Source organism: Pseudarthrobacter sp. LMD1-1-1.1 (assembly GCF_040676255.1).
GTDB lineage: Bacteria > Actinomycetota > Actinomycetes > Actinomycetales > Micrococcaceae > Arthrobacter.
On sequence record NZ_JBEGHP010000025.1, the window covers coordinates 117,033 to 143,232 of the forward strand.

At 67.7% G+C, this 26,200-nt stretch carries 25 protein-coding genes, 2 tRNA genes and 1 pseudogene; 23 read left to right on the forward strand and 5 right to left on the reverse strand.

Features of this window, described 5'->3' with window-relative positions; genetic code table 11:
* The 6 genes from MRBLMD1_RS19240 (at position 1) to mctP (ending at position 4,439) form a co-directional block, all read left to right on the forward strand.
* On the forward strand, positions 1–1,257 hold the full coding sequence (locus MRBLMD1_RS19240; protein WP_364402661.1) for a hypothetical protein: 1,257 nt from the start codon (positions 1–3) through the stop codon (positions 1,255–1,257).
* A gap of 41 nt (positions 1,258–1,298) precedes the next feature.
* Positions 1,299–1,700, forward strand: a complete 402-nt coding sequence (rsfS, locus tag MRBLMD1_RS19245; RefSeq protein ID WP_224026297.1) for a ribosome silencing factor — start codon at positions 1,299–1,301, stop codon at positions 1,698–1,700.
* Positions 1,701–1,814: 114 nt separating this feature from the next.
* A tRNA-Ala gene (locus tag MRBLMD1_RS19250) sits at positions 1,815–1,887 on the forward strand.
* A gap of 239 nt (positions 1,888–2,126) precedes the next feature.
* A tRNA-Ala gene (locus MRBLMD1_RS19255) sits at positions 2,127–2,199 on the forward strand.
* 195 nt (positions 2,200–2,394) lie between these two features.
* Positions 2,395–2,766: a DUF3311 domain-containing protein gene (locus MRBLMD1_RS19260; protein ID WP_364402665.1), complete on the forward strand. Its 372-nt coding sequence runs from the start codon at positions 2,395–2,397 to the stop codon at positions 2,764–2,766.
* A complete protein-coding gene (gene mctP, locus MRBLMD1_RS19265) occupies positions 2,763–4,439 on the forward strand; it encodes a monocarboxylate uptake permease MctP (RefSeq protein WP_364402667.1) in 1,677 nt (558 codons plus the stop codon). Before MRBLMD1_RS19260 ends, mctP begins: the two co-directional genes overlap by 4 nt.
* A gap of 89 nt (positions 4,440–4,528) precedes the next feature.
* Here the strand turns inward: mctP and MRBLMD1_RS19270 are convergent, their stop codons facing one another.
* Positions 4,529–5,905: a cyclopropane-fatty-acyl-phospholipid synthase family protein gene (locus MRBLMD1_RS19270; RefSeq protein ID WP_364402670.1), complete on the reverse strand. Its 1,377-nt coding sequence runs from the start codon at positions 5,903–5,905 to the stop codon at positions 4,529–4,531.
* A 46-nt stretch (positions 5,906–5,951) separates the two neighbouring features.
* On the opposite strand from MRBLMD1_RS19270, the gene MRBLMD1_RS19275 reads away from it, so the two are divergent.
* The 6 genes from MRBLMD1_RS19275 to MRBLMD1_RS19300 all read left to right on the forward strand — a co-directional run bounded on the left by MRBLMD1_RS19275 (position 5,952) and on the right by MRBLMD1_RS19300 (position 12,709).
* Positions 5,952–7,034, forward strand: a complete 1,083-nt coding sequence (locus MRBLMD1_RS19275; RefSeq protein ID WP_364402673.1) for an FAD-dependent oxidoreductase — start codon at positions 5,952–5,954, stop codon at positions 7,032–7,034.
* Between the two features lie 50 nt (positions 7,035–7,084).
* Positions 7,085–8,257, forward strand: a complete 1,173-nt coding sequence (locus tag MRBLMD1_RS19280; RefSeq protein WP_364402676.1) for a class I SAM-dependent methyltransferase — start codon at positions 7,085–7,087, stop codon at positions 8,255–8,257.
* Between the two features lie 181 nt (positions 8,258–8,438).
* Positions 8,439–9,638 (forward strand): ROK family transcriptional regulator, encoded by a 1,200-nt coding sequence (locus MRBLMD1_RS19285; protein ID WP_159631815.1) that lies wholly within the window; start codon positions 8,439–8,441, stop codon positions 9,636–9,638.
* A 7-nt stretch (positions 9,639–9,645) separates the two neighbouring features.
* Positions 9,646–10,998 carry an extracellular solute-binding protein gene (locus tag MRBLMD1_RS19290; protein WP_364402679.1) on the forward strand — a complete coding sequence of 451 codons (1,353 nt, stop codon included), beginning with the start codon at positions 9,646–9,648 and terminating at the stop codon, positions 10,996–10,998.
* Between the two features lie 2 nt (positions 10,999–11,000).
* Positions 11,001–11,882 carry a carbohydrate ABC transporter permease gene (locus MRBLMD1_RS19295; RefSeq protein WP_364402682.1) on the forward strand — a complete coding sequence of 294 codons (882 nt, stop codon included), beginning with the start codon at positions 11,001–11,003 and terminating at the stop codon, positions 11,880–11,882.
* Positions 11,879–12,709, forward strand: coding sequence for a carbohydrate ABC transporter permease (locus tag MRBLMD1_RS19300; RefSeq protein WP_364402685.1), 831 nt, complete (start codon positions 11,879–11,881; stop codon positions 12,707–12,709). Before MRBLMD1_RS19295 ends, MRBLMD1_RS19300 begins: the two co-directional genes overlap by 4 nt.
* On the opposite strand, the gene MRBLMD1_RS19305 is transcribed toward MRBLMD1_RS19300, so the two are convergent.
* Complete coding sequence (locus MRBLMD1_RS19305) at positions 12,706–12,933, reverse strand: hypothetical protein (protein WP_275180237.1); 228 nt, start codon at positions 12,931–12,933, stop codon at positions 12,706–12,708. The two genes, MRBLMD1_RS19300 and MRBLMD1_RS19305, sit on opposite strands and share 4 nt — an antisense overlap.
* A gap of 110 nt (positions 12,934–13,043) precedes the next feature.
* Here MRBLMD1_RS19305 and MRBLMD1_RS19310 point away from each other — a divergent pair, with 110 nt between their 5' ends.
* The 7 genes and pseudogenes from MRBLMD1_RS19310 to MRBLMD1_RS19340 form a co-directional block, all read left to right on the forward strand.
* Positions 13,044–14,051: an AAA family ATPase gene (locus tag MRBLMD1_RS19310; RefSeq protein WP_364402688.1), complete on the forward strand. Its 1,008-nt coding sequence runs from the start codon at positions 13,044–13,046 to the stop codon at positions 14,049–14,051.
* Between the two features lie 6 nt (positions 14,052–14,057).
* The gene (locus MRBLMD1_RS19315) at positions 14,058–14,960 is read left to right on the forward strand and encodes a DUF58 domain-containing protein (protein ID WP_364402690.1); all 903 of its coding nucleotides are present in this window, start codon (positions 14,058–14,060) and stop codon (positions 14,958–14,960) included.
* Entirely contained in the window at positions 14,950–15,426 is a 477-nt protein-coding gene (locus tag MRBLMD1_RS19320) for a hypothetical protein (RefSeq protein ID WP_364402693.1), read from the forward strand. The genes MRBLMD1_RS19315 and MRBLMD1_RS19320 overlap by 11 nt, the downstream gene beginning before the upstream one ends.
* Positions 15,417–17,402 (forward strand): vWA domain-containing protein, encoded by a 1,986-nt coding sequence (locus MRBLMD1_RS19325; protein WP_364402696.1) that lies wholly within the window; start codon positions 15,417–15,419, stop codon positions 17,400–17,402. Before MRBLMD1_RS19320 ends, MRBLMD1_RS19325 begins: the two co-directional genes overlap by 10 nt.
* Positions 17,399–18,115 carry a hypothetical protein gene (locus tag MRBLMD1_RS19330; RefSeq protein ID WP_159631823.1) on the forward strand — a complete coding sequence of 239 codons (717 nt, stop codon included), beginning with the start codon at positions 17,399–17,401 and terminating at the stop codon, positions 18,113–18,115. The genes MRBLMD1_RS19325 and MRBLMD1_RS19330 overlap by 4 nt, the downstream gene beginning before the upstream one ends.
* Before the next feature lie 328 nt (positions 18,116–18,443).
* Complete coding sequence (locus MRBLMD1_RS19335; RefSeq protein ID WP_159631824.1) at positions 18,444–19,409, forward strand: methylenetetrahydrofolate reductase; 966 nt, start codon at positions 18,444–18,446, stop codon at positions 19,407–19,409.
* Positions 19,410–19,424: 15 nt separating this feature from the next.
* Positions 19,425–19,710 (forward strand): annotated as a pseudogene (locus MRBLMD1_RS19340) (5-methyltetrahydropteroyltriglutamate--homocysteine S-methyltransferase); the annotation flags it as partial.
* Between the two features lie 25 nt (positions 19,711–19,735).
* On the opposite strand, the gene MRBLMD1_RS19345 reads toward MRBLMD1_RS19340, so the two are convergent.
* Genes MRBLMD1_RS19345 through MRBLMD1_RS19355 form a run of 3 tightly spaced genes read right to left on the reverse strand, consistent with a single transcriptional unit; the run spans position 19,736 to position 21,967 of the window.
* Positions 19,736–20,446, reverse strand: coding sequence for a DUF4386 family protein (locus MRBLMD1_RS19345; protein WP_364402700.1), 711 nt, complete (start codon positions 20,444–20,446; stop codon positions 19,736–19,738).
* A gap of 51 nt (positions 20,447–20,497) precedes the next feature.
* A complete protein-coding gene (locus tag MRBLMD1_RS19350) occupies positions 20,498–21,004 on the reverse strand; it encodes a DUF2004 domain-containing protein (protein ID WP_159631825.1) in 507 nt (168 codons plus the stop codon).
* A 45-nt stretch (positions 21,005–21,049) separates the two neighbouring features.
* Positions 21,050–21,967, reverse strand: a complete 918-nt coding sequence (locus MRBLMD1_RS19355) for a LysR family transcriptional regulator (protein WP_224026280.1) — start codon at positions 21,965–21,967, stop codon at positions 21,050–21,052.
* Positions 21,968–22,062: 95 nt separating this feature from the next.
* On the opposite strand from MRBLMD1_RS19355, the gene MRBLMD1_RS19360 reads away from it, so the two are divergent.
* The 4 genes from MRBLMD1_RS19360 to MRBLMD1_RS19375 are packed head-to-tail and all read left to right on the forward strand — an operon-like array spanning position 22,063 to position 26,120.
* Entirely contained in the window at positions 22,063–23,460 is a 1,398-nt protein-coding gene (locus tag MRBLMD1_RS19360; protein ID WP_224026279.1) for an NAD(P)/FAD-dependent oxidoreductase, read from the forward strand.
* A complete protein-coding gene (locus MRBLMD1_RS19365) occupies positions 23,457–24,188 on the forward strand; it encodes a DUF1365 domain-containing protein (RefSeq protein WP_364402705.1) in 732 nt (243 codons plus the stop codon). The genes MRBLMD1_RS19360 and MRBLMD1_RS19365 overlap by 4 nt, the downstream gene beginning before the upstream one ends.
* The gene (locus MRBLMD1_RS19370; RefSeq protein ID WP_364402707.1) at positions 24,185–25,561 is read left to right on the forward strand and encodes a class I SAM-dependent methyltransferase; all 1,377 of its coding nucleotides are present in this window, start codon (positions 24,185–24,187) and stop codon (positions 25,559–25,561) included. Before MRBLMD1_RS19365 ends, MRBLMD1_RS19370 begins: the two co-directional genes overlap by 4 nt.
* 37 nt (positions 25,562–25,598) lie before the next feature.
* The gene (locus tag MRBLMD1_RS19375) at positions 25,599–26,120 is read left to right on the forward strand and encodes a TspO/MBR family protein (RefSeq protein WP_224026276.1); all 522 of its coding nucleotides are present in this window, start codon (positions 25,599–25,601) and stop codon (positions 26,118–26,120) included.
* Positions 26,121–26,200 lie beyond the last annotated feature (80 nt).

Genomic DNA, 26,200 nt, shown 5'->3' on the forward strand with positions numbered 1-26,200 from the left:
ATGAGTCAGGAACAGCCCCCAATCCGCAGCCGCCGGGAACTCCGGAAGGCCAGGGACGCCCAACAGGCTGCCCTGCCGGCCACGGAGCAGCGCCCGCCTGCCGCGAACCGGCCGGCTGACAGCGCGCCCTCACGGGACGGCCAGGATCCGGCCGCCCGTCCCGGTCCCGCCGGGGGAGCCGCCCCTGCAGCGCGCCCGCAGGCAGCCCCGGACCCCACGGCTACGCAGCGCTCCTCCCAGATCCGGGCCCGCGACCGCGCCGCGCTGCGCACCATCAAGGAGCTTGAGGAAAAGGAAGGGCAGCTTGCTGCGGGCGGGCCGCCTACCCGGCGCCAGCTGCGGTTGCAGCAACTCAAAGAGCAGGCGCTGACTGCAGCCAATCCCATCGTTGCCCCCGCCGCTGCTCCGGCCCCGAAAGCCGCGGCTCCACGTGAAGGTGGCGCGGTGGGGAAGAAGACGGACGAGGTAAAGACTGCGCCAGGAACCGCCCCGGAGGGCATGACGGTGGAACAGGCCCTGGAGGCGCGCGCACTCATCGCCGCACAGGCCAGGAACCAGATCGCCAAGATGGAGCACATTGCCTCCCTGGATCCGGAAGTCGTGGATCCCGAAATCCTGGCGGAACAGATTGCGCTTGCCGAACGGGCCGCGGTTATGAACCGCCGCGCCATGGCGCGGCAGAAGCTTGCCGAACAGGCCGGCACCCCCACCGCCCCGGGCAGCCCCACCGCCCCCGGCAGCCCCGCTGCCCCGGGCAGGGATTCCGCACCCAAGGACAAGCCCGGTCCGTCCACCGCCAACAACCTGGCCATGGTGACGCCGTTGGAGTTCGTCCAGGTGCCCGGCGTCGAGCGGCCGGTCATGAAGCCGCCGGCCACCTCCCATGTCCCGGTCACCACCCGGCCCGGAACCAAGGTCCCCGGCGCCGGAAGACGGCGGCCTGCTCCCCGGCCCAAGGCACCCGCCCCGGACTCCGCGACCGGCCGCTCCCAAGTCATCGCGCGCGCCGAGGCAGCCGCCAAAGCCGCCAGCCGTCCCCAACCGGTATCGTCTCCGGAAGTCCAGTCGGAGGACCTCTTCGAGGACCTTCCCCGGGTTCCTGCCCGGTCCGCTTACGGACTGGATCCCCTGGATGCCGCCACCGCGGGCCTGAGCCGGGCCCGCCGAAACCGGATCCTCCAGTTCTGCATCCTCGCGTTCGGGATCCTGGCCCTCGTCGCCGGCATCATCCTGATCGTCAGCGGCATGTCCCGCTGACCCGCCGGCGGCATCAACACTTAACCCAAACAAGGAGTCCCGTGACTGCAACAGAATCGTCCATCGCCATAGCCCGTACGGCTGCCAAAGCTGCCGCGGACAAGATCGCCCAGGACATCGTCGCCATGGATGTGAGCGAACGCCTGGCCCTCGCTGATGTCTTCCTCATCGCCTCGGCGCCCAGCGAACGCCAGGTCAACGCCATCGTGGACGGCATCGAGGAAGAACTCGCCAAGCAGGACCTTCGCCCGGTCCGCCGCGAGGGCCGGTCCGGCGGCCGGTGGGTCCTGCTGGATTACGCCGACGTCGTGATCCATGTCCAGCACGAGGAAGACCGCGTCTTCTACGCCCTGGAACGCCTCTGGAAGGACTGCCCCGTGGTGGACCTGCAGCTCGGCGACGACTCCTCCGCCAAAGCCGCTGCGGTTTCCGACAGCGAGTAGCCTCCGCCCGGCAGTGAATATTCCCGATTTGGAATTTTCGGAATTGCTGTTCTAAGATATTTGAGTTGCTTCGGGGGAGACCCCGGGGAAAGCAGCACAGAGCAGCAACAATCCGGGGCTGTGGCGCAGCTGGTAGCGCACCTGCATGGCATGCAGGGGGTCAGGGGTTCGAGTCCCCTCAGCTCCACCGGTAAGTCCGCCGGAACCACTTTGGTTCCGGCGGACTTTTTTTGTGCCCACATTCCGGATGCCCGCATTGCACCTGCGCCCGGACTTTGCACCCCCGCGTTCCCCGGTGATTTGTCCACGAGCGGGTGCATTCAGGGCCTGGGCGGCGGCAGATGGCGGCCGATTGGCGTCCAGCGGAAAAGTGCATTACTCTGGTCAGGTTGCTCCGGGGAATTCGACGGAAAGCGGCAAGAGTACGGGGCTGTGGCGCAGCTGGTAGCGCACCTGCATGGCATGCAGGGGGTCAGGGGTTCGAGTCCCCTCAGCTCCACCGATACACCGGAAAAGGGAACCATCACCACGTGATGGTTCCCTTTTTTGTTGCCACCGGCAACCGATAGGGGGACTAACCCTTCCGGCGCAGGTCAAAGCGCGGTACAACTGTGATTGAGGGCACATCGTCCCGCCTCCGGACTGCTTTCATCCAAGGCGGCGGCCGCGGGACGGGCTGACGAGGAGGTCGCAGATGTCCCACGCAGACGGCTACAGGCCGGACGGCGAAGCCTTTCCCGGAGAATCCCGCCTGACGCGGGACACCGCCATCCGCGGACCGGCCAGGCCCGCTCCCTACATCGGCGCCGGCATCCTGCTGGCCGCCGCCATTCTCTTTCCCCTCATGCCGCAGCTCTACGCTTTTGATGCGCCACGGCTGGGCGGGATGCCGTTCTTCTACTGGTACCAGCTGCTGTGGGTGCCGGTCTCCGCGATCCTGACCGGCAGCGCGTATTGGCTGGTCACCAGGGAAGACCGACGACGGCGGGCCGAGGCCCGTGCAGGCGGCCCGCCCCAGGCAGGGGCTGCCTCCGCCGGGGCCGGCTTGGGAGGGGACCGGCCATGACCACCCGCGAGATCAACTGGACAGCCCTGATCATTGTGGTGCTGCTTTTCGTTATCGTGGCCGTGATGGGCTTCCTGGCCGCCAAGTGGCGCCGCAGCACGGACGTGGAAGGGCTGCACAGCCTGGATGAGTGGGGCCTGGGCGGGCGTGGCTTCGGCACCTGGATCACCTGGTTCCTGTTGGGCGGGGACCTCTACACCGCTTACACCTTTGTGGCAGTGCCGGCGGCAATGTGGGCCACCGGCGCAGTGAGCGGTTTCTTCGCCGTGCCGTACACGATCGTCCTGTATCCGATCATCTTCATCATCATGAGCCGGTTGTGGTCCGTCTCCCACCGCCATGGCTACGTGACCTCGGCGGACTTCGTGGGCGGCCGCTACGGCAGCCGCTGGCTGTCCCTGGCCGTCGCCGTCACCGGGATCGTGGCCACCATGCCCTACATCGCGCTGCAGCTGGTGGGCATCAAGGCGGTGCTGACCGTGCTCGGTTTGGGGAGCTCCGGCAACGTCCTGCTGACCGACCTGCCGCTGATCCTCGCCTTCGTGGTCCTGGCCGCATACACCTACACCTCGGGCCTGCGCGCCCCGGCGATGATCGCGGTCGTCAAGGACCTGCTGATCTACCTCGCCGTCATTGTGGCCGTCATCTACCTGCCCATCAAGTTCGGTGGCTGGGACACCATTTTTGGCGCAGCCCAGACCAAGCTCGGCGCGGTGAACCAGGCCACGGGCAAGCCGGCAGGGGTCTTTGTCCCGGGCGCGGCCAACTACTCCGCCTACTGGTCCCTGGCACTCGGCTCGGCCATGGCGCTGTTCATGTACCCGCACTCGGTGACGGCGGTGCTGGCCTCGAAGGCCCGCAACACCATCCGCCGCAACGCCGCCATCCTGCCGCTGTACTCGCTGATGCTCGGCTTCCTGGCACTGCTGGGTTTCGTGGCCATCAAGGCGGGTACCAAGCCGATCGACCTGGACGGATCAGTCAATCCGCAGCTGGTGGTTCCCCAGCTGTTCCTTGACCACTTCCCGGCCTGGTTTGCCGGGATCGCACTGGCCGCGATCGCCATCGGGGCCCTGGTGCCGGCAGCGATCATGTCCATTGCCGCGGCAAACATGTTCACCCGGAACATTTACCGCGACTTCATCCGGCCAGACGTCGATCCAAAGACCGAGGCGAAGGTGTCCAAGATTGTCTCCCTGGTGGTGAAGGTGGGCGCCCTGGTCTTCGTGATCGCCATGGACCAGTCGGCGGCCATCAACATGCAGCTGCTGGGCGGCATCTGGATCCTGCAGACCTTCCCCGCCGTGGTGGCCGGCCTCTACACCCGGTGGTTTGACCGCTGGGCCCTCCTGGTTGGCTGGGCGGTGGGCATCATCTTCGGAACCGTCTCCGCCTACAACGTGGTCAACCCGGTGACCAAGGCGCACTTTGGCGGGTCGGTGGCGCCGATCCCCGGCACCGACTTCAGCGTCTACATCGCGGTGTCGGCGTTCGCACTGAACCTGGTGGTTGCCGCCTTACTGACCCTGGTGATGCGGGCCCTCAAGGTCCGGACCGGCGAAGACCTCACCCGGCCCACGGACTACGCCGCCGACGAAACGGATCCTAAAGTGGTGCAGATCGAAAAGACCCAGCATTTCACCCAGCCTGGCGGACCTTCCCCGGTGGCCTAGCCGAACTGAGGCCTGACCCCGGGGTCATCGAGCCGCCCTCCTGCCGGGTTACGTCCCGGCAGGAGGGCGCTTTCGCCGCAGCGCTTTCGTCACAGCCAGGAAGTCCGGTGCAACGGCGGTTCCTCCCCTCCCGGCCGGCGGACCAGGACCTGGTTGACTCCGGTGAGTCCATTTTCGAATCCAATGGCGCTGGCTGCCATGTACAGCCGCCACACCCGTGCGCGCCCCTCCCCGGCCAGGCGTATCGCTTCCGCCCAGTTCTGCTCCAACCGCCTGACCCAGGCCCGGAGGGTCAGTGCGTAATGGGGCCGTAGCGCCTCAACGTCGAGGACTTCGAACCGGGCAGTTTCCAGGGCGGACACCATCTCGCCGAGGCTGATCATTTCACCGTCGGGGAACACGTAGCGGGGGATGAACGAGTCGGGATCGGGGGCGGTGGGGCCGGCGTTCCAGGAGATGGCGTGGTTCAGCAGCCGTCCACCGGGGCGCAGCAGCCCGAAGAGCGCGGCGGCGTACTCGGGGGTCTGGGCCCGTCCCACGTGCTCTGACATGCCGATGGAACTGATGGCGTCGTACGGCCCGTCCTGCACGTCGCGGTAATCCTGGACCCGGATTTCGATACTGCCCGTGAGGCCGGCGTCTGCTGCACGCTTACGCGCCAGCGTGGCCTGCTCCGTTGACAGCGTGACGCCCACCACCGTGGCGCCGTACCTGGCCGCAGCGTGGAGAGCGAAGCTGCCCCACCCGCATCCCACGTCGAGGACCCGCATTCCGGGCTGGAGGCCCAGCTTGCGGCAGACAAGGTCCAGCTTGGCCTCCTGCGCGGCGTCGAGGCCATCACTCAGGCCATCATCAGCCCCAGCCTCCGGTTCCAGACCCGACCCGGCAGCTGCTGCGCCCCCGGTGACAGGGCCGTCCGGCCACACAGCGCACGAGTAGACCATGGACGGTCCCAGCACCAGGGCGTAGAAGTCGTTGCCGACGTCGTAATGATGCGAGATGGCGGCCGAATCCCGGCCCCGGGAGTGCATCCGGCCCTTCTTCGCGACGCGCGCCTCCTCGGGTGGCGGAGCAGGGTTGGGTCCAATGGCGCCAAGCCGGGCTGCGGAGCGCAGCAGCAGCCAGAGCTCACCGGCGGACAGCGGGCGGAACGGACCGGGCTCCGCGAACTTGCCCGCCGAACTCAAGGCCGTAAAGGCTGCGAAGATGTCACCGGGGGCCTCGATGTCGCCTGCCACGTACGCCCGGCTCAGACCCAGCTGCCCCGGTGACCAGAGCATGCGCCGCAGTGCCTTGCGGGACTTGAACTCCAGCACCGGCGCGTCCGGCGGGCCGGCTTCCGAGCCGTCCCAGGCCCGCAACCGAAGGGGTATCTGTCCGGTCCCCAAAACCACTCGCAGGGCCTTTTCCAGCCGGGCGGCGTGCCCAGTGGTTCCGGTTCCCGCTGATGCTGCGTCAGTGTCCATGCGCCCACCCTACGGCCGGGCTGCCCTCCACGACTATCATGGGGGAGTGATTCCTGACCCAACCGATGTGGTGGTCATCGGGGCGGGCCAGGCAGGCCTGTCGGCCGCGTACCACCTGCAGCGCCGGGGGCTGGACTTTGCCGTGCTCGACGCCGAGGAAGGTCCCGGGGGCGCCTGGCGGCACCGCTGGAAGAGCCTGCGCATGGGCACCGTCAATGGGATCAGTGACCTGCCCGGCATCGCCAAACCCGACGTGGATCCTGCCGAACCCAGCTCCGAGTTCCTGACCCGCTATTTCGGGACCTATGAGGCCGAGGTGGGCCTTAACGTCCACCGCCCCGTCAAGGTCCGGGCCGTCAGGCGTGAAGACGGCGATCCGGCGGGGCGGCTGCGGATCGAAACGTCCGACGGCGACTGGAGCGCCAAAGCACTCATCAACGCCACGGGCACGTGGACCCGTCCGTTCTGGCCCATTTATCCGGGGCAGTCAACGTTCCGCGGCAGGCAGCTGCACGTGGCTGACTACGTCTCCGCGGAGGAGTTCCGCGGCCGGCATGTGATCGTGGTGGGCGGGGGCATCTCCGCCGTGGGTCTGCTGGAGGAGATATCACGCATCACCACCACCAGTTGGTTCACCCGCAGGGAACCGGTCTGGCGGGACGCTGGGTTTGATGCCAGGGCGGGCCACGACGCCGTGGCGCTCGTGGAGGAGCGGGTCCGCCAGGGGCTTCCGCCGCAAAGCGTTGTCTCGGTGACGGGCCTTATCTGGACGCCCGCCCTGCGCGCAGCCAGGGAGCGGGGCGCCCTGGACCGGCAGCCCATGTTCACCTCCATCGAACCCGGGGGTGTCCGCCGTGCCGACGGCAGCCTGCTGAAGGCCGACGTCATCCTCTGGGCCACCGGCTTCAGGGCCGAACTGGAACACCTGGCGCCGCTTCACCTGCGGGGGCCGGGCGGCGGGATCGCCATGGACGGAACCCAGGTGGCAGCCGAGCCGCGCGTCCACCTGGTGGGTTACGGCCCGTCGTCGTCCACCATTGGCGCCAACCGGGCGGGGCGCGCAGCAGTGGCTGCGATCCTGAAGCTGCCGGGCATTGCGGCGGCAGCGGAAACGGTAACGTTGGGGTGATGCCCCGGGTCCCGGGGCCGGCAAAAGCAACAGAAGGCGGCAGGACACCGGTGGCAGTAAACACCCTGGCGAACATCTTCGACGCACTGCGCCGGCGGCCCGATGTTGAGGCCCCCAACCTGCAGGCGTGGGACGCCACCGACAGGCTGCTGCTGGAGACCGCGGTGCAGCTTGGGCGGGCAGGCACTGCCGTGGCCGTCATCGGGGACCGCTACGGGGCGTTGACGCTCGGCGCCTCCGAACTGCTTGCCCCGGACTCGCTGCGCGTACACCAGGACCTGGTCACCGGGGAACGGGCGCTGCGGCTTAACGCTGCCGAACTGTCGGCCAGGCGCGAGGCTGCCGGGCTTCCGGCGGACAGCGCCGGGTCCGGTTTCGTGCAGCTGCCCCTGGGGCCCGAACTGCTGGCCGGAGCGGACACCGTCCTGCTGCAGCTCCCCAAGACACTGGCGGAGCTGGAGGAGATCGCTGCCGCCGTGGCCGGGCACGCCGCGCCGGATGTCCGCCTGCTGGCGGGTGGCCGGGTGAAGCACATGTCACTGGGCATGAACGCGGTCCTTGAACGGTACTTCGTTTCCGTGCAGCCCCAGCTCGCACGGCAAAAATCGCGGGTTCTCCTTGCTGCCGGCCCCAAAACCGCCACGGCCGCCCCGCGCTTTCCCGTGGTGGAGCACCTTGACGGGCTGGACCTGGACGTGGCCGCGCACGGCGCTGTTTTTGCCGGCGCCCGGCTGGACATCGGCACACGCTTCCTGCTGACGTTCCTGCCCGCCATGAAGCCGGCGCAGCACGCCGTCGACCTCGGCTGCGGCACCGGCATCCTCGCCGCGATGTATGCCAGGCAGTTCCCTTCCGCCGCCGTCACGGCAACGGACCAATCGGCGGCCGCCGTGCAGTCCGCGCTGGCCACCGCCCGCCTGAATGGACTTGCGGACCGGATCACGGTGCTGCAGGACGACGCGCTCAGCACCTTCCCTGACGGCTCGGTGGACGCCGTACTCCTGAACCCGCCGTTCCACGTTGGTGCCGGTGTGCACCCCGGTGCGGGGCTGAAAATGATCGAAGCGGCGGGACGGGTCCTGGCGCCCGGCGGCGAGCTGTGGACGGTCTACAACCGGCACCTGGCCTACCTCCCGGCCCTGGAGCGGCACGTAGGACCCACGGTGGTAGAGGGCCGGAACCCAAAGTTCACGGTCTCCCGCAGCACACGCAGCTCACGCTGAGCCAATCCCCGGCCTCACCGGCCAAAACATCCGCCGCGCCGCTGCCCGCGCATGTGGGCGCGGGCGCACGCTTGACGTACGATTCAAAGCATCACCACCGCCAGGTAGCCGAAGACGTTTAGGGGACACAGTGTCTGAGATCCGCCAATCCTCTCCGAGGCGCGGAACCAACTTGCCCAGGATGGGGGACTTCAACCTCACCGTCATCCTCGACGCAATCCGCAGGACGTCCGGGGGACTCAGCCGGGTGGAACTCGCCCAGATCGTCGGCCTGTCGCCCCAGACCATTTCGAACATTTCCCGCCGGCTGCTGGACCAGCACCTGATCGTCGAGGCAGGCAAGGAGGGCAGCGGCCCCGGCAAGCCGCGCACCATCCTCCGCCTCAACCCCGGTGGCATGTACGCCCTGGGGGTCCACCTGGACCCGGCCGTGACAACGTTCGTGGTGCTGGACCTCGTCGGAGCAGTGGTACGGCACTCACGGATCAAGACCCCCGGCGGAAACGATCCGGCCGCCGTCATTGCCACCATCGCCGCGGAGCTGGCCCAGCTCGTGGAGGATTCCGGCGTGGACCAGGGCCGCATCGCAGGACTCGGAGTGGCCGCTCCCGGCCCCATCGACCTGGACCACGGCACTGTGGTGGACCCGCCGCTTCTTCCCGGGTGGGACCGGGTGGAACTGCGGGACGCCCTGGCCAAGGCCACCGGCTACTCCGTGCTGGTGGACAAAGATGTGACCAGCGCTGCCGTGGCGGAAACGTGGGCCGGCGGCCCCAGCGGCGCCGGCAGTTTCGTGTTCATGTACATGGGTACCGGCATCGGCTGCGGGATCGTCCTCAACGATGAAGTGGTCCGGGGGACGTCCGGCAACGCCGGCGAAATCGGCCACATCATCGTGGACCCGGGCGGACCCCTTTGCGACTGCGGACAGCGCGGCTGCGTCAAATCCTCCGCCATTCCGCAGGTCCTGGTGGCGGAAGCGGTGGCCGCGGGAATCCTGGAGGGCGCGCAGGCCGGGAGCGCCGCCGAAATCCAGCAGAGCTTTTCCGAGCTGTGCGCCCGTGCGTACGCAGGGGACGAAGGTGCCGCCGCCATCCTGGACAAATCCGCCGTCCTGGTTGCCCGGGCGGTCTCGGTGGTCACCAACACCCTCGATGTTGAACGGGTGGTCTTCGGCGGCCCGTTCTGGACCTGCCTGTCGCAGCGCTATCTCGAACTGGTCCCGCCGCTGCTGGACGCCAACAGCGCCGCCCGCCTGATCCACCCCATCGAAGTTGTGGGCACCGGGGTGGGGGAGGACGTCGGCGCCATCGGCGCAGCCTCGCTGGTCCTTGAACATACGCTCGCGCCCCGCGCCCAACGGCTCCTGCTGGAAAGCTGACCGCGACATGTTTCGCCGGGCATCCAAGACATTATCCGTGGTGGCCGCCGCGGTCATGGTCCTCGCAGCGTGCACGCCTGCCGATCCGGCGGGCGGAAACAGGACCATCAAGGTGGCATACCAGAAGACAGACTCGTTCACCGCCCTGGACACCATGTTCCAGAACGCGAAGAAGGAGTTCGAAGCCGCAAACCAGGGCGTCACGATCGAACTGCAGCCCATCCAGGCCAATGACGACGACTACGGCACCAAGCTGGCCCTGGCGCTGCGGTCGCCCTCCACCGCCCCGGACGTCTTCTACGAGGACACGTTCAAGGTCCGCTCCGACGTGGACGCCGGCTACCTCCTGAACCTCGACAGCCGCCTGTCCGGGTGGGGGGACTGGAACACGTTTGACGCGGGCGCCAAGGAAGCAGGCAAAGCGGACGACGGCGGCACGTACGCGGTGCCGCTGGGCACCGACACGCGCGCCATCTGGTACAACAAGAAGGTTTTTGAGGCTGCCGGCATCGGCCTGCCGTGGCGTCCGTCCAGCTGGCAGGACATCCTGGACACCGCCAGGAAGATCAAAGCCTCCCAGCCGGATGTGATCCCCTTCAACATGTATGCCGGCAAGGGCACCGGTGAAGGAAGCGTGATGCAGGGTTTCTACGAGCTCCTGTACGGCACCGGCGCAAGCCTTTATGACCAGGATTCGAAAAAGTGGGTCGTTGGCTCGGCCGGCTTCAAGGATTCGCTGACCTTCCTCGAAACCCTCTATGGGGAAAAGCTCGCAGTGCCCCCGGCCCAGGCGCTGGACCCGAACATCTGGAAGAAGGTGTTCGGCGAATGGTTCCCCAAGGCAAAACTTGGCGCAACCGTGGAAGGCTCCTACGCGCCGTCGTTCTGGCAGGACGGCGGAAGCTATGCCTGGCCGGGCTACGGGCAGGACATGGCAGTGGCACCGTTCCCAACCCAGACCGGGGCCGCGCCCGGTGCAGTGAGCATGTCCGGAGGGTGGACGTTGGCCCTTGGCGCGGAAACCAAGCAGCCCGACCTCGCGTTCAATTTCCTGACCACCGCCCTGAACGCAAAGAACTCCCTGGCGTTCACGGTGGACAGCTCGCAGATCGCCGTCCGCACCGACGTCGCCGCCGACCCCGGCTACCAGTCGGCCAACCCGTTCGTGAAGGACGTGTCCAGCCTGGTCGCGGTCACCAAATACCGGCCCGCGACGTCCGACTATCCACGCATCTCCGCTGCCGTGCAGGAGGCCACCGAGGCCGTGATCACCGGCAGCAGGACGCCGGAGCAGGCGGCGGCGGATTATGACACGGCCGTGGCCGGCATTGTGGGCGGCGACAAAACCATCCGGAAGTAGCGGTGCCCGCCAGCCACCGCACACGGCAAGTGCTCCGCTACCTGCCGGTCCTGCCCGCCGTCGTGCTCCTGCTCGTGTTCCTCGCCGGCCCCGTGCTGTGGGCTTTCCACGCCTCGCTCACCAACGCCGGACTGACCGGCCGGCATGCCAGGAACCCCGAATGGGTGGGGCTGGACAACTACCAGCGGCTGCTGCAGGACCCGGTCCTTCCGCTTTCGCTGGCCCTGACCGTCCTGTTCGTCGCCGGTTCGGCGATCCTGGGCCAGAACGTACTGGGCCTCGCCCTTGCGGTCCTGATGCGGCGTGCACGGCCCGTGGTCTCCGCAACCGTTGGGACCGCCGTCGTGGCCGCCTGGGTCCTGCCGGAAATCGTGGCGGCGTTCGCGGCCTACGCCTTCTTCAGCCGCGACGGGACACTCAACCAACTCCTGGGCCGGCTGGGGGTGCCGGAAACCGACTGGCTCTATACGGTTCCCATGGCGGCCGTGATCCTGGCCAACGTGTGGCGCGGAACCGCCTTTTCCATGCTGGTGTACCGGTCCGCACTCAGCGGGGTCCCCGGCGAGCTGACGGAGGCCGCGCAGATGGACGGAGCCGGCGCCTGGCAGCGGCTGGCGTTCATCACACTGCCCGTGATCCGGGGCAGCATTGCCACCAACCTGATGCTGGTCACGCTGCAGACACTCGCCGTCTTCACCCTGATTTGGGTCATGACCGCCGGGGGCCCTGCCAACGGCAGCACCACGCTGCCCGTCATGGCCTACCAGGAAGCCTTCAAATTCGGCGACATCGGCTACGGCACTGCCGTCGCTACGGTCCCGATCCTCATCGGCGCCGTGTTCGGGGCAGCCTACCTCCGCCTCCTCAGGGAGCAGAGACCGTGACCGCCCGCAACGTACGTGCCCGCAGCACCTGGGCGGACGTGGCCCTGCTGCTGACCGGCGCCTGCTTCCTGCTGCCCCTGCTCTGGCTGGTCCTCGGTTCAGTGGACCCCTCCGCCGGACACGCGGTCAAGGTCCCCCAACAGCCCGGACTGGATAACTTCGCCGCCGTCCTCACTCCTGAACTGCTCTTCCGCCCGCTGTGGAACAGCCTCCTGCTGTCCGCGGGTACCGGGCTGGTGACGCTGGCGGCGGCCGTGCTTGCCGCCTACCCCCTGTCCCGCTACCGGTCACGCTTCACGACGCCCTTCATGTACGGCATCCTGTTCGGCACCTGCCTGCCCATCACGGCCATCATGGTGCCGGTCTACGGCCTGTTCGTGCAGCTCCGGCTGCTGGATTCCCTGCCGGCCACGGTGCTGTTCCTGGCCGCCACCAGCTTGCCCATGGCGATCTGGATGACCAGGAACTTCATGGACGCCGTACCGCTGGCGCTGGAGGAAGCAGCCTGGGTGGACGGCGCCTCCAGGCTGGCCGGGCTGCGTTCAATCGTGCTTCCCCTCATGGGCCCGGGCCTGGGCGTGGTGTTCATCTTCGTGTTCATCCAGGCCTGGGGAAACTTCTTCGTCCCGTTCGTGCTGCTGCTCTCCGGGGGAAGGCAGCCGGCAGCAGTATCGATCTTCAGCTTCTTCGGCCAGCACGGGGCAGTGGCGTACGGCCAGCTGGCCGCATTCTCAATCCTCTATTCGGTTCCGGTCCTGGCCCTTTACGCCATCGTGGCGCGCGGGACCGGCAACTCACTGGCCCTGTCGGGAGCTGTAAGAGGCTAATCGATGTCCTCGAGCACCACGCCGAACGGCAGGGTGTCGTCCAGGTGGGCCTGGTGGCCGTGATGGGTGTCCACCACGCGGACGCCGTGGAGTTTATCGGCAGCGGACTGCATCAGGACGGGCCTGACAGTGTCGATCACCATCTGGCTCTTGCCGGCGAGATATTCCTTGTAACTGGCTGGGAGCTCAATCATGGCAAAAGGATAGACCTGCCGGACCCGCATGGGGAGGGGTGCCCATTGCCGGACCCGGGCTGCCCGGCTTGGATAGGATGGCGGACGGGACACGGCCGGCCCGGACCCGCGCGCCCAAAACCGTCATCAGGGGGAAACCAGTGCTTTCGACCAGCGTGCCCGCAAGAATCCAGCCTGCGGAGCTGGCCAGGGCGCAGCAAGTGGCCGCCAACATCTCACGCAGTTTCGATGCGAAGGTTGTGGGGCAGTCCCGGCTGCGGGAATCGCTGCTGGTGGGCCTGCTGACCGGCGGCCACATCCTGCTGGAGAGCGTCCCGGGACTGGCCAAGACCACCGCCGCGCAGACCGTGGCCGACGCCGTCAGCGGTGAATTCCGCCGCATCCAGTGCACCCCGGACCTGCTGCCCAGCGACATCGTGGGAACCCAGATCTACGATGCCGCGAAGGGCAGCTTCCACACCCAGCTCGGCCCGGTCCACGCCAACATCGTGCTGCTGGATGAGATCAACCGCTCCAGCGCCAAGACCCAGAGCGCCATGCTGGAGGCGATGCAGGAACGCCAGACGTCCATCGGCGGCCAGGACTACCGGCTGCCCTCCCCGTTCCTGGTCCTGGCCACCCAGAACCCCATCGAGCAGGAGGGCACGTACCAGTTGCCTGAGGCGCAGATGGACCGCTTCATGCTCAAGGACGTCCTGGACTACCCCAGTCCTGCGGAAGAGGCCGAGATCATCCGCAGGATCGACGCCGGCGTCTACACCCCCGGACAGAAGCCCGCCGCAGCCGCCTCCCTGGATGCCGTCACCGAGATCCAGGAACTGGCCACCCGCATCTACATCGATCCGGCCGTCATCAACTACATCGTCGGACTGGTGTACGTGACCCGGAACGCGTCCCAGTACATCGACGCCAGGCTTGCCGGGTTCATCGAGTTCGGCGCCAGCCCCCGTGCCAGCATCGCCTTCAGCCGGGCAGCCCGTGCGGTGGCGCTGCTGAACGGCAGGGACCACGTCATCCCCGAGGACGTCAGGTCGCTGGCCCACAGGGTGCTGCGGCACCGGCTTATCCTGAACTTCGATGCGGTGGCCGAGCAGGTTCCCGTGGAATCGGTGATCGACGCCGTCGTGGCCGCCGTCCAGACTCCCTGACCCCGCATGGCCAGCCTCCTCCAGCGCGTGAAATCGAAGATGGCCATCTTCGCGCACCGCAAAGCCCGCGGCATGCTCGACGGCGAGTACGGCTCGGTGTTCAGGGGCCGCAGCCTGGACTTCGATGACCTGCGCGCCTACGTGCCCGGCGACGAGGTCCGCGATATCGACTGGAAAGCGTCGGCGCGCCACGGCTCACCCCTGATCCGGCGTTACGTGGCTGTCCGCCGCCAGACTGTCCTCCTCGTCACCGACACGGGGCGCAACATGGCCGCGGAGGCGCTGTCCGGGGAAGTGAAAAAGGACATCGCCGTGCTGTCCCTCGGCGTCCTGGGCTACCTGGCCCACCGGCACGGCGACCTGGTGGGGCTGGTGTGCGGTGACTCATCGGCCACCCGTTCATTCCCGGCAAAGAGCGGGGAGGCCCACCTGGAACGGCTGCTGCGGCACGTGGACTCCCGCACCGGCCTGGAAGCGGCAGCCAGCAGGATCCAGGACCAGCTCGACTACGTGGCGCGCAACATCAAGGGCCGCCACCTGCTCTTCGTCGTCGCTGACGAACTGGCCGCGGACGATGCCACCGGCCGGCTCCTGCGCCGGCTGCGCGCCCAGCACGAGATCCTCTGGCTGACGGTCAGGGACGCGGAACTGGCGCCCTCACCCGTGGCCGGGGCAAGCCCACACACCGGCGGGGACTCCTACAGCGTGGCCGATTCCTCCCTCCTGGCCTGGCAGCCGGCCACATCCGCGGCAGTGGCGGCCGCCTACGCCACAGCCGCCGAAGAACGCGGCGCGGGCCGTAAGGCCATGTTGCGCGCGGCCGGGATCACGGAGGGTGAAGTGGCCGGCAGCGGGGACGTCATCACCGGCCTGTTCGCCCTCCTGGAAAGGCACCGGCGTGCAGGCTGAGCCCGGCTTCTACGGCCCGTTGCAGTACAGCCCCGCCTGGATGTGGTGCGGCGCGGCACTCCTGGCCCTGGTGGCCGGGTGGTACGTCTTCGTGCTTGCCACCACCCGCCCGGCTGCCCGCTCCCAACCCGGCAGCGCCGGCTCCCGGTCCACCCTGACGGAACTGACTGCACTCAAGGCGGCGTACCTCGAGCGCATCCATGATGTGGACCGGGAAGCGGCGGCCGGAAACCTCGCCGAACGTGCCGCGCACCAGGAGATCAGCCTCCTGCTGCGCGGGTTTGTCCGGGACGCAACGGGTGTCGATGCCACCAGGATGACCCACCAGGACCTGGCCCGGCACCCCCTCCCGGCGGCCGCCGCTGTTATCGAAGCCCTTTACCCCGCCGAGTTCGGGCCCGGCCCGCTGCCATCTGTCACTGCGTCCGCGGCAAGGGCTTCCGAGGCGGTGCGGGCGTGGAACTGATCTTCTGGTGGCTGCTGCCGCCCGCCGCTGTTGCTGCCGGGGCTGCGGCATGGATCGCGTTGCGCAGGAACCGGCGCCCCAATGAACGACGACGGCCCGTGGCGCACGCCGACAGGCTCACGCGGCTCCCGGAATACCAGGCAGCCCTCAGGCGCCACCGCCGCCTGCTGGCCGCGGCCGGAACGGCCTGCGCGGTGCTGCTGGCCTCTGCGGCTGTTGCGGCAGCACGGCCGGCTGACGTGACCACCATCCGCCCGGAGCAGCACAACCGCGACATCATGCTGTGTCTGGATGCGTCCGGCTCCACGAGCAGTGCCGACGCCGCGGTAGTGGACGTCTTCGCCGGGCTGGCGAAAGACTTCGACGGCGAGCGGATCGGCCTGACCATTTTCGACAGCAGCGCCATCCAGGTCTTTCCGCTGACCGACGACTACGCCTACGCCCAGGAGCAGCTCCAGGGCGCCAAAGACGCCTTCAACGGCAGGCCCGGCAGTTCAGGATTCCTGGACGGCACCTGGAGCGGCAGGGGATCGTCACTGATTGGTGACGGCCTGGCATCCTGCCTCAACAGCTTCCCCGGCAGCACCGGCGGATCCTCCGCTGCTGCCGGGACCGCCGCAGGCGGGGACAGTACGCCCACGCGCTCGCGGTCGGTGGTGCTGGCCACGGACAACCTCCTTTCCGGCAAGCCGATCATGACCCTGGATCAGGCTGCACAGCTGGCCAAGGAGCGGTCCGTGCGCGTCTACGCCTTGAATCCGGGCGACCTGGACTACGGCGGCGGTTCCGACCAGCCCGGTGCCCAGCTGCGTGCTGCAGCGGAGTCCACCGGCGGTTCGTACTACGCCCTGGACAGTCCCGATGCTGTGCCGGGAATTGTCGCCGCCGTGGAGCAAACCGAAACGGCGGGAATCCAGGGGGCGCCACGCGCCGTGTTCTCGGAAGTTCCGGCCCTGCCGCTGGGTGTTGCGTTGTTGTCCGGGCTGGTCCTGTGCGCAATACTGTGGCGCCTGCAGCGGACACCGCTGCGCAGCAGGGCGTGGCTGCGGCGGGGGACCATTGTCCTGGTGCTCCTGGCAGCGGCCCTGCGGCCCAGCCTGCCCGGCGGCTCCGTGCAGGCTGCCACCGCCGACCTGAACGTGTTCTTCGTGGTGGACACCACCACCAGCATGGTGGCCGAGGACTATGGCAACGGGTTCCCGCGGCTGGACGGCGTCCGCAAGGACATCATGGCAATAGCCGAACGGCTGCCCGGCGCCCGTTTCTCCGTGATCACCTTCGACACCACGGCGCACGTCCGGATGCCGCTCAGCACCGACACGCTGGCGCTGGAGACCATCACGGACGTCATGGAACCCCAGGTGACCGCCTACGCCAGGGGCAGCAGCATCACCGCCGCCAGGCAGGTGCTCTCCGAGCGTCTGGCCGCTGCCCGGGACAGCCAGCCCGGGCGGCCCAGGCTGGTGTACTACCTGGGGGACGGCGAGCAAACCAGCGGCAAAGAGCCAGAGGCCATGAAGGTCGACGGCGGATTGGTGGCCGGGGGAGCGGTGCTGGGTTACGGGACGCCCGGCGGCGGACGGATGAAGGAGAACACCGGCCAGGCCTCCGACGGCGGGGGAACCGGGGGAGGGAACGTTCCGCGTTCGCCGGCGGAGTACGTGCAGGACACCCGGGCCGGCGGCGGAGGGGACGCACTGTCGGTCATCGACGAAGGCCGGCTGCGGACCATTGCCTCCCAGCTGGGCGTGCCCTACGTCCACCGTGCCGCCGGCGATCCGGCGGCCGCCATGCTGCAGCAGGCGCACCCCGGCAGGGCCGAACGGTCAGACCAGCACGGTTCGCTGGCCGCGGCCACTGAGCTTTATTGGATCTTCGCCGCCGGAGCCTTCCTGCTGGCCTTGCCGGAAGCGGTGGGCATCCTGCGGCAGCTTCGCGGGCTTCGGCCTTCTCGCGGCGAAAGGGGGGTACGGTGAACGCCACGGTCCGCAGGCGCCGGCTGCTGCTGTGGTCCGCCCTGCCGGCGCTCCTCATACTGTGCTTCGCCGCCAAGCTCCTCAGCCTGGGTATTCTCGCCCGTCAGGCCGCCGCCGGTTTCGAGGCCGGGAGCGCATCCACGGTGGGCACGGCGGCCGGCGGCCTCGGGATCGCCAACCTGGTGGAGCCGCACAAGGCGCCGTTCGCAGCGGGGGACGCTGCCGTGCTGGCAGGTGATGACGGGACCGCCAGAGCCCTGTTTGAACAGTCACTGCAGATGGTCCCGGCAGGCTCGGGCGACGAATGCCTGGTGCGGGTGAACCTGGTCCTGGTGATTGAACGCCTTGGTGACCAGCGCCTCCAGGTCGGCGACCCGGCGTCGGCCGTTCCCCTCTTCAAGCAGGCGCTGGACATTGGCGGGCAGGCGCCGGAAAGCTGCCGGTCCAACGACGCGGAGGACGGAGCGGGCAGCCGGTTGTCGGACGCTGAGGGGCGGCTGGAAGACAAACTGGGGGCTGCCGGACAAAAAGCGGCGCAGGACCCTCCGCAAGCCGGGGAGCCGTCTCCTGATCCATCCGGTGACACGCGGCAGAGCCAACTGGGCCAGCTTCAGGACAGTGCGCGGCAGGCCGAACGCGAGCGGAACAGCGGGCGCGAACGGGAGGAGTACCTGGACAGCAACGGCGGGACCGCGCCGGAGCGGCCCTGGTAGGAACGGCTGCCGGCGAAGAAAATTCTGTTGCCGGAAGAAACAACCTGTAAAACTGCGTCTTAATTCGGCGCCGACTTGTACCTCCTGAGCCGGCACCCCTAGAGTCTTATACAAGTTACCGCGGTAACGTGTCAGCGATCCTCCCTTCCGGAGGGTGTGGGTGCCCCCATGTGGGCCTGACATTTGCTCACGGACTACTTCATTCCAGGCGTAGCAGTCGCGGCTACGTCCTCGTGGAGTCCCTCCGTGTTCCCCAAACTCAAATTCATTGCCGGTTGTCCGCCTCCTCAGGCAGGCAGCCCCAATGGCCCAAAAGCCAAGGATGCAAATGTCACCACCAGGCCTTATTGACGCACATCCCCAACTATCCGAGACCGCCCCGGTGGCGCTCTCCTACGAGTTGTTCCCCCCGCGTTCGCCCGCGGCTGCGGAGACCCTCTGGACCACCATCCGTGAGCTGGAGACCACTGAGCCTGACTACGTCTCCGTGACGTACGGCGCCAGCGGATCAAACCGGGACACCGCCCTCGAGCTCATCAACCGGCTCCTGGTCGAAACCACGCTGCGGCCACTGGCCCACCTGACCTGCGTGGGCAACACCCCCCAGGAACTTGCTGCGGTCATTGGCGACCTGCTGGACATCGGGGTGCGTGGCATCCTCGCCCTGCGCGGCGACCTCCCCCAGGACGGCGCCCAGCCGGCGGCCGGGTCCCTGCGGTACGCCCAGAACCTGATCGACCTCATCCGCCGGGTGGAGCAGCGACGTTCGGCCTTGCTCTGTGCCGGGAAGATCGCTGTTGGCGTGGCCGCCTATCCCACCCGCCACCCGGAATCACCCAGCGAGGACCACGACGTCGAAGTGCTGCTCGCCAAGCAGCGTTCCGGCGCCGACTTCGCCATCACCCAGGTGTTCTTCGAAGCCGCACAGTACGAGAACCTGCTCACCCGTGCCCGCCGTGCCGGCGTGAGCATTCCCATCATCCCCGGCGTCATGCCGTTCACCAGCCTCCGCCGCCTTAACCGGCTGGGGGAACTGGCGGGAGTGGAACCGGCACCCAGGCTGATGGAACGCCTCGCGGCTGCGGACAACGACATTGATAGGCTCCACATCGGCGTAGACGCCACCGTCGACCTCGCCAATGCCGCCCTCGATGCCGGAGCTCCCGGTCTCCACCTCTACACCTTCAACGAGCACCAAAGCGCGCTGGAAGTCCTGGACAAGCTCGCCCTGCCACGCCACAACCGCAGCAGCCACGCCCGGGCTGCCGTTGCCCGGCCCCAGCTGGCCAGCTGAACGCCGGCCCGGCGCACCTCCATCGAGGCCGCCCGTTCCCGCATGGAGGTTGTCCACGACCTTGAGGCCACGCGGCTTTGGCCGCGGCGTCTACGACATCCACTCCCCGCGCGTTCCCGGCGAGCAGGAAGTCACTGAGCTGCTCAGCACCGCCGTCCGGCATGTACCGTCCCGCCAGCTCTGGGTCAACCCTGACTGCGGCCTGAAGACCCGCGGCCACGCCGAAACTGAGGAATCCCTGCGGAACCTGGTCAAGGCCACGCAAGCCGTCCGGGCAGGACTGCTGGAAACGGCACGCTGACCGAGACGGGCCGCACGCCGGCAGGTCACCCCATGTGGCCTGCCGGCGCCGCCTCTTTCATCCTCAGGGCGCTCACCAGCAGCCACACGGTCCATGCGAGGATCGCCACGATGCCCACCAAGGTGGGCAGCGTGTTCGCCGCGGAGAATCCCGAGGCCCCGATGATCCATCCCTGGACCAGATAGGCCAGACCAGACAGCGCCATGAGGTAGCCGATGATGCGGGAAACGTCGCGGGCCGCTGCGACAACAACACCCAGAAGCACCAGCGCGGTGCCCAGCAGGAAGTTCTGGTAGCTGCGCATTCCCCATTCCAGCCACCGGATGCCCTCTGCCGTGGCGAACCGTGCCGCTTTCTCCGGCTCGGGCGCGGCGGCCCAGGCATCCACCGCCTGCTTCAGTGCCACGCCGTCCACCGCCTGCAGGGCTGCATAGAGCGCCAGGGCGGCAGCTGCGGAGAGGACACCGAAGCGGGCAGTCCAGGACACGGCGTGCCGCTGGATGTCGACGGCGGGCCAGAGGGCAACCAGGCCGGCGCACACCAAGGCCATGCCTATGAACTGGCCCAGATGGACAGCGGTCCACACGCCGCTTTCGGCGTAGGCGGTGAATGAGGCAACGTGGTCGTTCGCGTCGTGGGATTCGGCGTGGAACACGCCGGCGATAATTGAAACGGCGACACCGGCGAGCAACAGTATGGCCGAAAGCCGCCAGGTCCGGGCTCTGGCATCCTTCATGGGTTCATGGTGGAACCGGGCCCGGGGAACGGCCAGTGCCAAAAGCCCCGTTCAGGACTCCCAGACGATTTCGTCGTCCACCACGCCGTCCTGGTCAGCGGATGCCACCAGGACCTCATCGGTGAAGTGCTCGCCGAGGGTGAAATCCAGGACGAAATAGCGTTCCGGCTGGCCCGGGTAGATGGCAACATGCCCGAGTTTCAGGGCTTTGAGGAACACCTCATTGGTGAGCTGGCTCCGGTCCTGGACGCCGAATACCTTGTGCAGCTGCTCGTCCTTGAGCGCGTTGCAGTGGAAGTGCAGGTATTCCTGTGGACTGGTGCCCTCCTGCTCCAGCTCCTCGGCGATCATTTCGCGGACCTCGTCCACCAGTTCGGGCAGGAAGCGGAGCCGGTATTCCACCTTGCGCAGTGCGGCTTCATCGAAGTGGTCGTGGGCGTTGATGTTCAGGTCGAGTTCCAGCGGATGGCCGCGCAGCTCATGTTTGGCGGCGAAGAGGTGATCCATGCCGTGGTTGAGCTCAATCTCCCCAAAGTGCTGGCTCGCTACCTTGTTCATATTCTCAACATAGACCCGAAGGGCAGACCATTCCAGCGTTCCGGGCTAATTCACCGCGGTGCGCATCCCCGCGAGCGTTTCGGCCAGCAGGTCAACGAAAAGCTGCACCCGGGCCGTTTTCCGGTCATTGATCAGCAGCGCAAAGACGTTCCGTGCCAGCCGGATTTCGGGGACGTCCAGCACCACCACGCCTGCGGGCTTGTTCCGCAGCGCCAGTTCCGGAACCAGGGCAGCGCCCAGGCCGGCAGCCGCCATCTCCAGGCTGGCATGGAAGTCATCGCTGTGCGCCACCACCCGCGGGTGCAGGTTGCAGCCGGCGAAGAGGCGCTCAATGACCATGGCGTCACTGGTGCCGGGATGGTGCATGATCCAGGGCATCTCGGAGAGGTGGTCGGCCGCGACCTTCGCATCGGCCCGGAAGCCCCAGCCGGCGGGAAGCACCACCCGGAAATCATCGTCGCCGATCCACTGCCGGTTGATCGTGTTGGGCCACGCGAAGCCGGTCTGGCCCACCTGGAACACCACGGCCAGGTCCAGGTCGCCTCCGGTGCGCAGCCCCTGGATGGTCTGGCCCGGTTCTGCGACGGATACCCGCAGGTCGATTCCCAGCTTCTTCCACGCGGGATTCTTGAGGATCCGCGGCAGGACGTACGTTGCCAGGCTGGGAAAGATCCCCAGCCGCAGTTCCTGGCTGCCGGTGTCCTGCGTCCGTGAGGCGGCGGCCATCAGTGCTTCGATGTCCGTGAGCACTTTGGCGGCGTGCCGTGTCATGACGACGGCGGCTTCCGTAGGGATCACGGCGCGCGCCGACCGCTGGAAGAGGGTGACTCCCGTTTCCCGCTCCAATGCTGACATCTGCTGCGAGACGGCGGAGGCCGTGTAGCCGAGTGTTGCGGCTGCCGCAGCGAACGATCCCAGCCGCGTGACCTCCAGTAAGGTCTTCAGGTGTACGGGGTTTACCACCAGTTCACAGTACTGCACCCATCCGCCGCCGCGACCGCGCCGAATAGCCGTCTGTATAACCAGCACAGCGGCAATGTTCAGCAGAGGAGCCTGAAGTGTCACTTGACCCAGCAGTAAGTGCAGGCGGCCGGCGGCGCGTAGCCGTGATCGGCAGCGGGGTGGCCGGATTGACCGCCGCCTACGTACTGAACAGGCAGGACGACGTCACCCTGTTTGAGGCCGATTCGCGGCTGGGCGGCCATGCCCACACCCACGACATGCCCCAGGCCGACGGAAGCGTCATCGGCGTGGACACCGGGTTCATCGTGCACAACGAACGGACCTATCCCACCCTGCTCCGGCTCTTCGCGGAACTTGGCGTCGAAACCCAGGACTCCGAGATGAGCATGTCCATCCGCTGCGACGGCTGCGGACTGGAATACGCCGGCGCCCGCGACGGCGCGCGCGGAATCATCGCCAAGCCCTCCAGCCTGCTGCGCGGCCGTTACCTGCTGATGCTGCTGGAGGTCACCCGCTTTTACCGGAAGGCGAGGGCACTGCTCAGGACGGCGCCGCCGTCGGCCGTCAGCGACGAAGTCGACGTGCCCGAACTGACGCTGGGGGAATTCCTGGCGCGGGAAAAGTTCAGCAGCTACTTCATTTCCCACTTCATGACCCCGGTGGTCAGCGCCGTCTGGTCCTGCGATCCCACCACCGCCCTGGCCTATCCGGCGCGGTACCTCTTCACGTTCCTTGGCCACCACGGCATGCTGGGCGTCAAGGGCTCGCCTCAGTGGCGCACCGTGACCGGCGGCTCGGCACGGTACGTCGAAAAGCTTGCCGCCACGCTCCCCGACGTGCGCCTCAACACTCCCGTGACCGCCATCCGGCGCCTGCCCGAGGGCGTGGAGCTGGCAACGGCCGGCGGGCTGGAAGGCTTTGACGCCGTCGTGATCGCCACCCATCCCGCCCAGGCACTCGGCTTCCTGGCCGACGCCACGCCGGAGGAAAAGGAGGCGCTCGCCGGCATGCCCTATTCCGTGAACCACACCGTGTTCCACCAGGACCCGGCGGTCCTGCCCGCGGCGGACAACGCCAAGGCGTCCTGGAACTACCGGCTCCCGGCCTGCGACGCCCGGCCGGACAAGGTGCTGGTGAGCTACGACCTCACCCGGCTGCAGCGGCTTGAGCCCGCGGACGGCCGCCCCTACCTGGTGAGCCTGGGCGAGTCGGAGCTGATCTCCGACGACGCCGTGCTGGAACGGATGGTGTACGAACACCCGCAGTACACTCCGGAATCCCTGAAAGCCCAGCAGGCCATCGCGGCGCTGGGCGACGGCAGGATCGCTTATGCCGGGGCGTACCTTGGCTGGGGCTTCCACGAGGACGGAGCCCTCTCCGGGGTACGCGCCGCGGAGAAGCTGGGCCGCACCTGGCCGGTGGCCCGGGCCGACGATTCCACGGACTCCACCGGCGAGGGGGAGCGGGAACTGCTGTCCGCAGAACCTGTATGACCATGGAGGCCTCGATCTACCGCACGTCCATTTCCCATGTGCGGCGCACCCCGTTGAAGAATGCTTTCACCTACCGGAGCTACAGCTGGTTCGTGGACGTCGACAACCTTCCCCGCCTGCCCGGGCTGCTCCGGCCACTCGCGGTGTTCCGCGCCGGAGACCACCTGGGCGATCCGGACGCGGACATCCGCTCCAACGTGGAGCGGTACCTGCGCACCCAGGGAATAGAGCCCGACGGCGGCGCTATCCACATGCTGACCAGTGCCAGGGTTTTTGGCTACGTCTTCAATCCGCTCACGCTGTTCTGGTGCTACCGCTCCACCGGGGAACTGCAGTGCGTGGTGGCCGAGGTCCACAACACCTATGGCGAGCGGCACTGCTATTTGCTGCACACCGATCCCGGCGGCCGCGGCTCGGTGCCGAAAGCCTTCTACGTTTCACCTTTCAACGACGTCGACGGGCAGTACCGGATGAAGCTCCCCGCGCCCGGGGACAGGCTTGCGTTGTCCATTGTGCTGGAGCGTGAAGGGCAGCGCCCCTTCGTGGCCACCATGGACGGCCGCCGCAGGCCAGCCACCAATTCCAACATCCTTGCGGCGGCTTTGACGGTGCCTGCCGCGCCGCTGCTGGTATCCGCCCTGATCCGGGTCCAGGGCATTAAACTCTGGGCAAGACGCCTGCCCGTCGTTGCCAGACCACATCACCCCTCACAGGAGGCAGTTCAATGACAATGACTGACGACAACGGAACTGCTTCAGCTTCCGTCCACAACAAGACCCACGGGCCGGCCGCCACCCACCCGCCCGCAGCCTGGACCGCCGGCGGGGTCCCCGCTGCGCCCGCCACCATCGATCCTGCCCTGTGGCCCGGTGTTGCCCAGCCGCCGTCGGGCCTCAAGGCCGATGTTGCAGGGAAGGCCGCGGGCCTGATGTTCAGGGGTGCAGTCAAGCGGCTTCCGCTGCGCGTTGAATACCCTGACGGTTCGGTCCTGGGGATGGGCGGACCGGACGCCCCCGTGATGACCATGCTGCGGCCCGCAGCATTCGAGGCGCGGATCGGCGACAACGGGCTGATCGGGCTGGGCGAATCCTTCATGGCCGGTGACTGGGAGGCATCCGACCTGGCCGCGGTGCTCGAAGTCTTCGCGGCCTCGGTGGACACGCTGATCCCCATGCCGCTGCAGAAGCTGCGCTCGCTGTACCTGCCGCGGACGCCGCGCCAGGAACGCAACGCCGAACAAAACACCCGCAGCAACATTTCGCGGCACTACGACCTGTCCAACGACCTGTTCTCCAACTTCCTGGACACCACCATGAGCTACTCGTCGGCGCTGTTTCCCGGCGGGGCCGGGCCGCTGTCCTCGGTGGCATGGGATTCCCTGGCGGAGGCCCAGCAGGCCAAGATCGACCGGCTGCTGGACAAGGCCGGCGTGGGCGAGGGTACCCGCTTGCTGGAAATCGGCACCGGCTGGGGTGAGCTTGCCCTGCGTGCCGCTGCCCGCGGCGCCACCGTCTACAGCGTCACGCTGTCCAGTGAGCAGCAGGCGCTGGCGCAGGAACGCATTGCGGAGGCCGGCTTCGCGGACCGCGTGACGGTGGCCCTGCAGGACTACCGCGCCGTGGAAGGGGAGTACGACGCCGTGGTGTCCGTCGAGATGATCGAGGCCGTGGGGTATGAGTACTGGCCCATTTATTTCCAGACGATCGACCGCGTCCTGGCCCCGGGTGGAAAGGTGGCCATCCAGGCGATCACCATGCCGCACGGGCGCATGCTGGCCACCCGCAACGCCTACACCTGGGTGCACAAGTACATCTTCCCCGGCGGCTTCCTGCCGTCCGTCCGGGCCATCGAGGGCGTGACGCAGCAGCACACCACCCTGCGGGTGCGGGAACGCATGGGCATGGGCGACCACTACGCCGCCACCCTGCGGCTGTGGGAGGAACGGTTCCTTGCCCGTTCCCGCGAGGTAGGGGAGCTGGGCTTCGACGCCGTGTTCCAGCGGATGTGGCTGTTCTACCTCTGCTACTCGCGCGCCGGGTTCCAGTCCGGATACCTGGATGTACAGCAGATTGTGCTGGACCGCCGGGAGGCACAGCTGTAGGTTTCACCGTGTGTACCCAGCGGGGACAGGAGGACGCATGAAACTGAAGACGCTCGCATGGACCACCGCGGCGACGGTGGCCACCGCCGCCGCGGGCGGTGTTGCGACGGACCCCCGGAGCAGTTGGTACCTGAAGCTGCGCAAGCCGGACTGGCAGCCGCCCGCGATTGCTTTTCCCGTGGTGTGGACGGCCCTGTATGCGGACCTTGCCGTGACGTCCGCCGCCGCACTCGACAATGCGGTGGAGCTGGACAGGGCTGCTGACACTCCGGGTCCGGTCAGGAAGGACCACAGCCGGGAACTGCGCGCCTACCGGGGTGCACTGGCCGCCAACCTGGTGCTCAACGCTTCATGGAGCTGGTTCTTCTGGCGCTCCCGCCGGCCGTGGCTGGCCGCTGCCGAGGCGGCGGTACTGGCGGCCAGCAGCGCAGACCTGGTGCGCAGGACGTACCGGCTGAACCGGGTTGCCGGAGCATCGCTGGCTCCGTATGCGGCATGGTGCGGCTTCGCCACTGTGTTGTCCACCGCCATCGCCCGGCTCAATCCAGCCAGGCCTTAGGCGGAAGGGCTGCCGGTTCAGCGTCCTTCGGGGGTGCTGCAGGTCCCAAGGGTCCCTGACCACTACATGTAGTGGTCAGG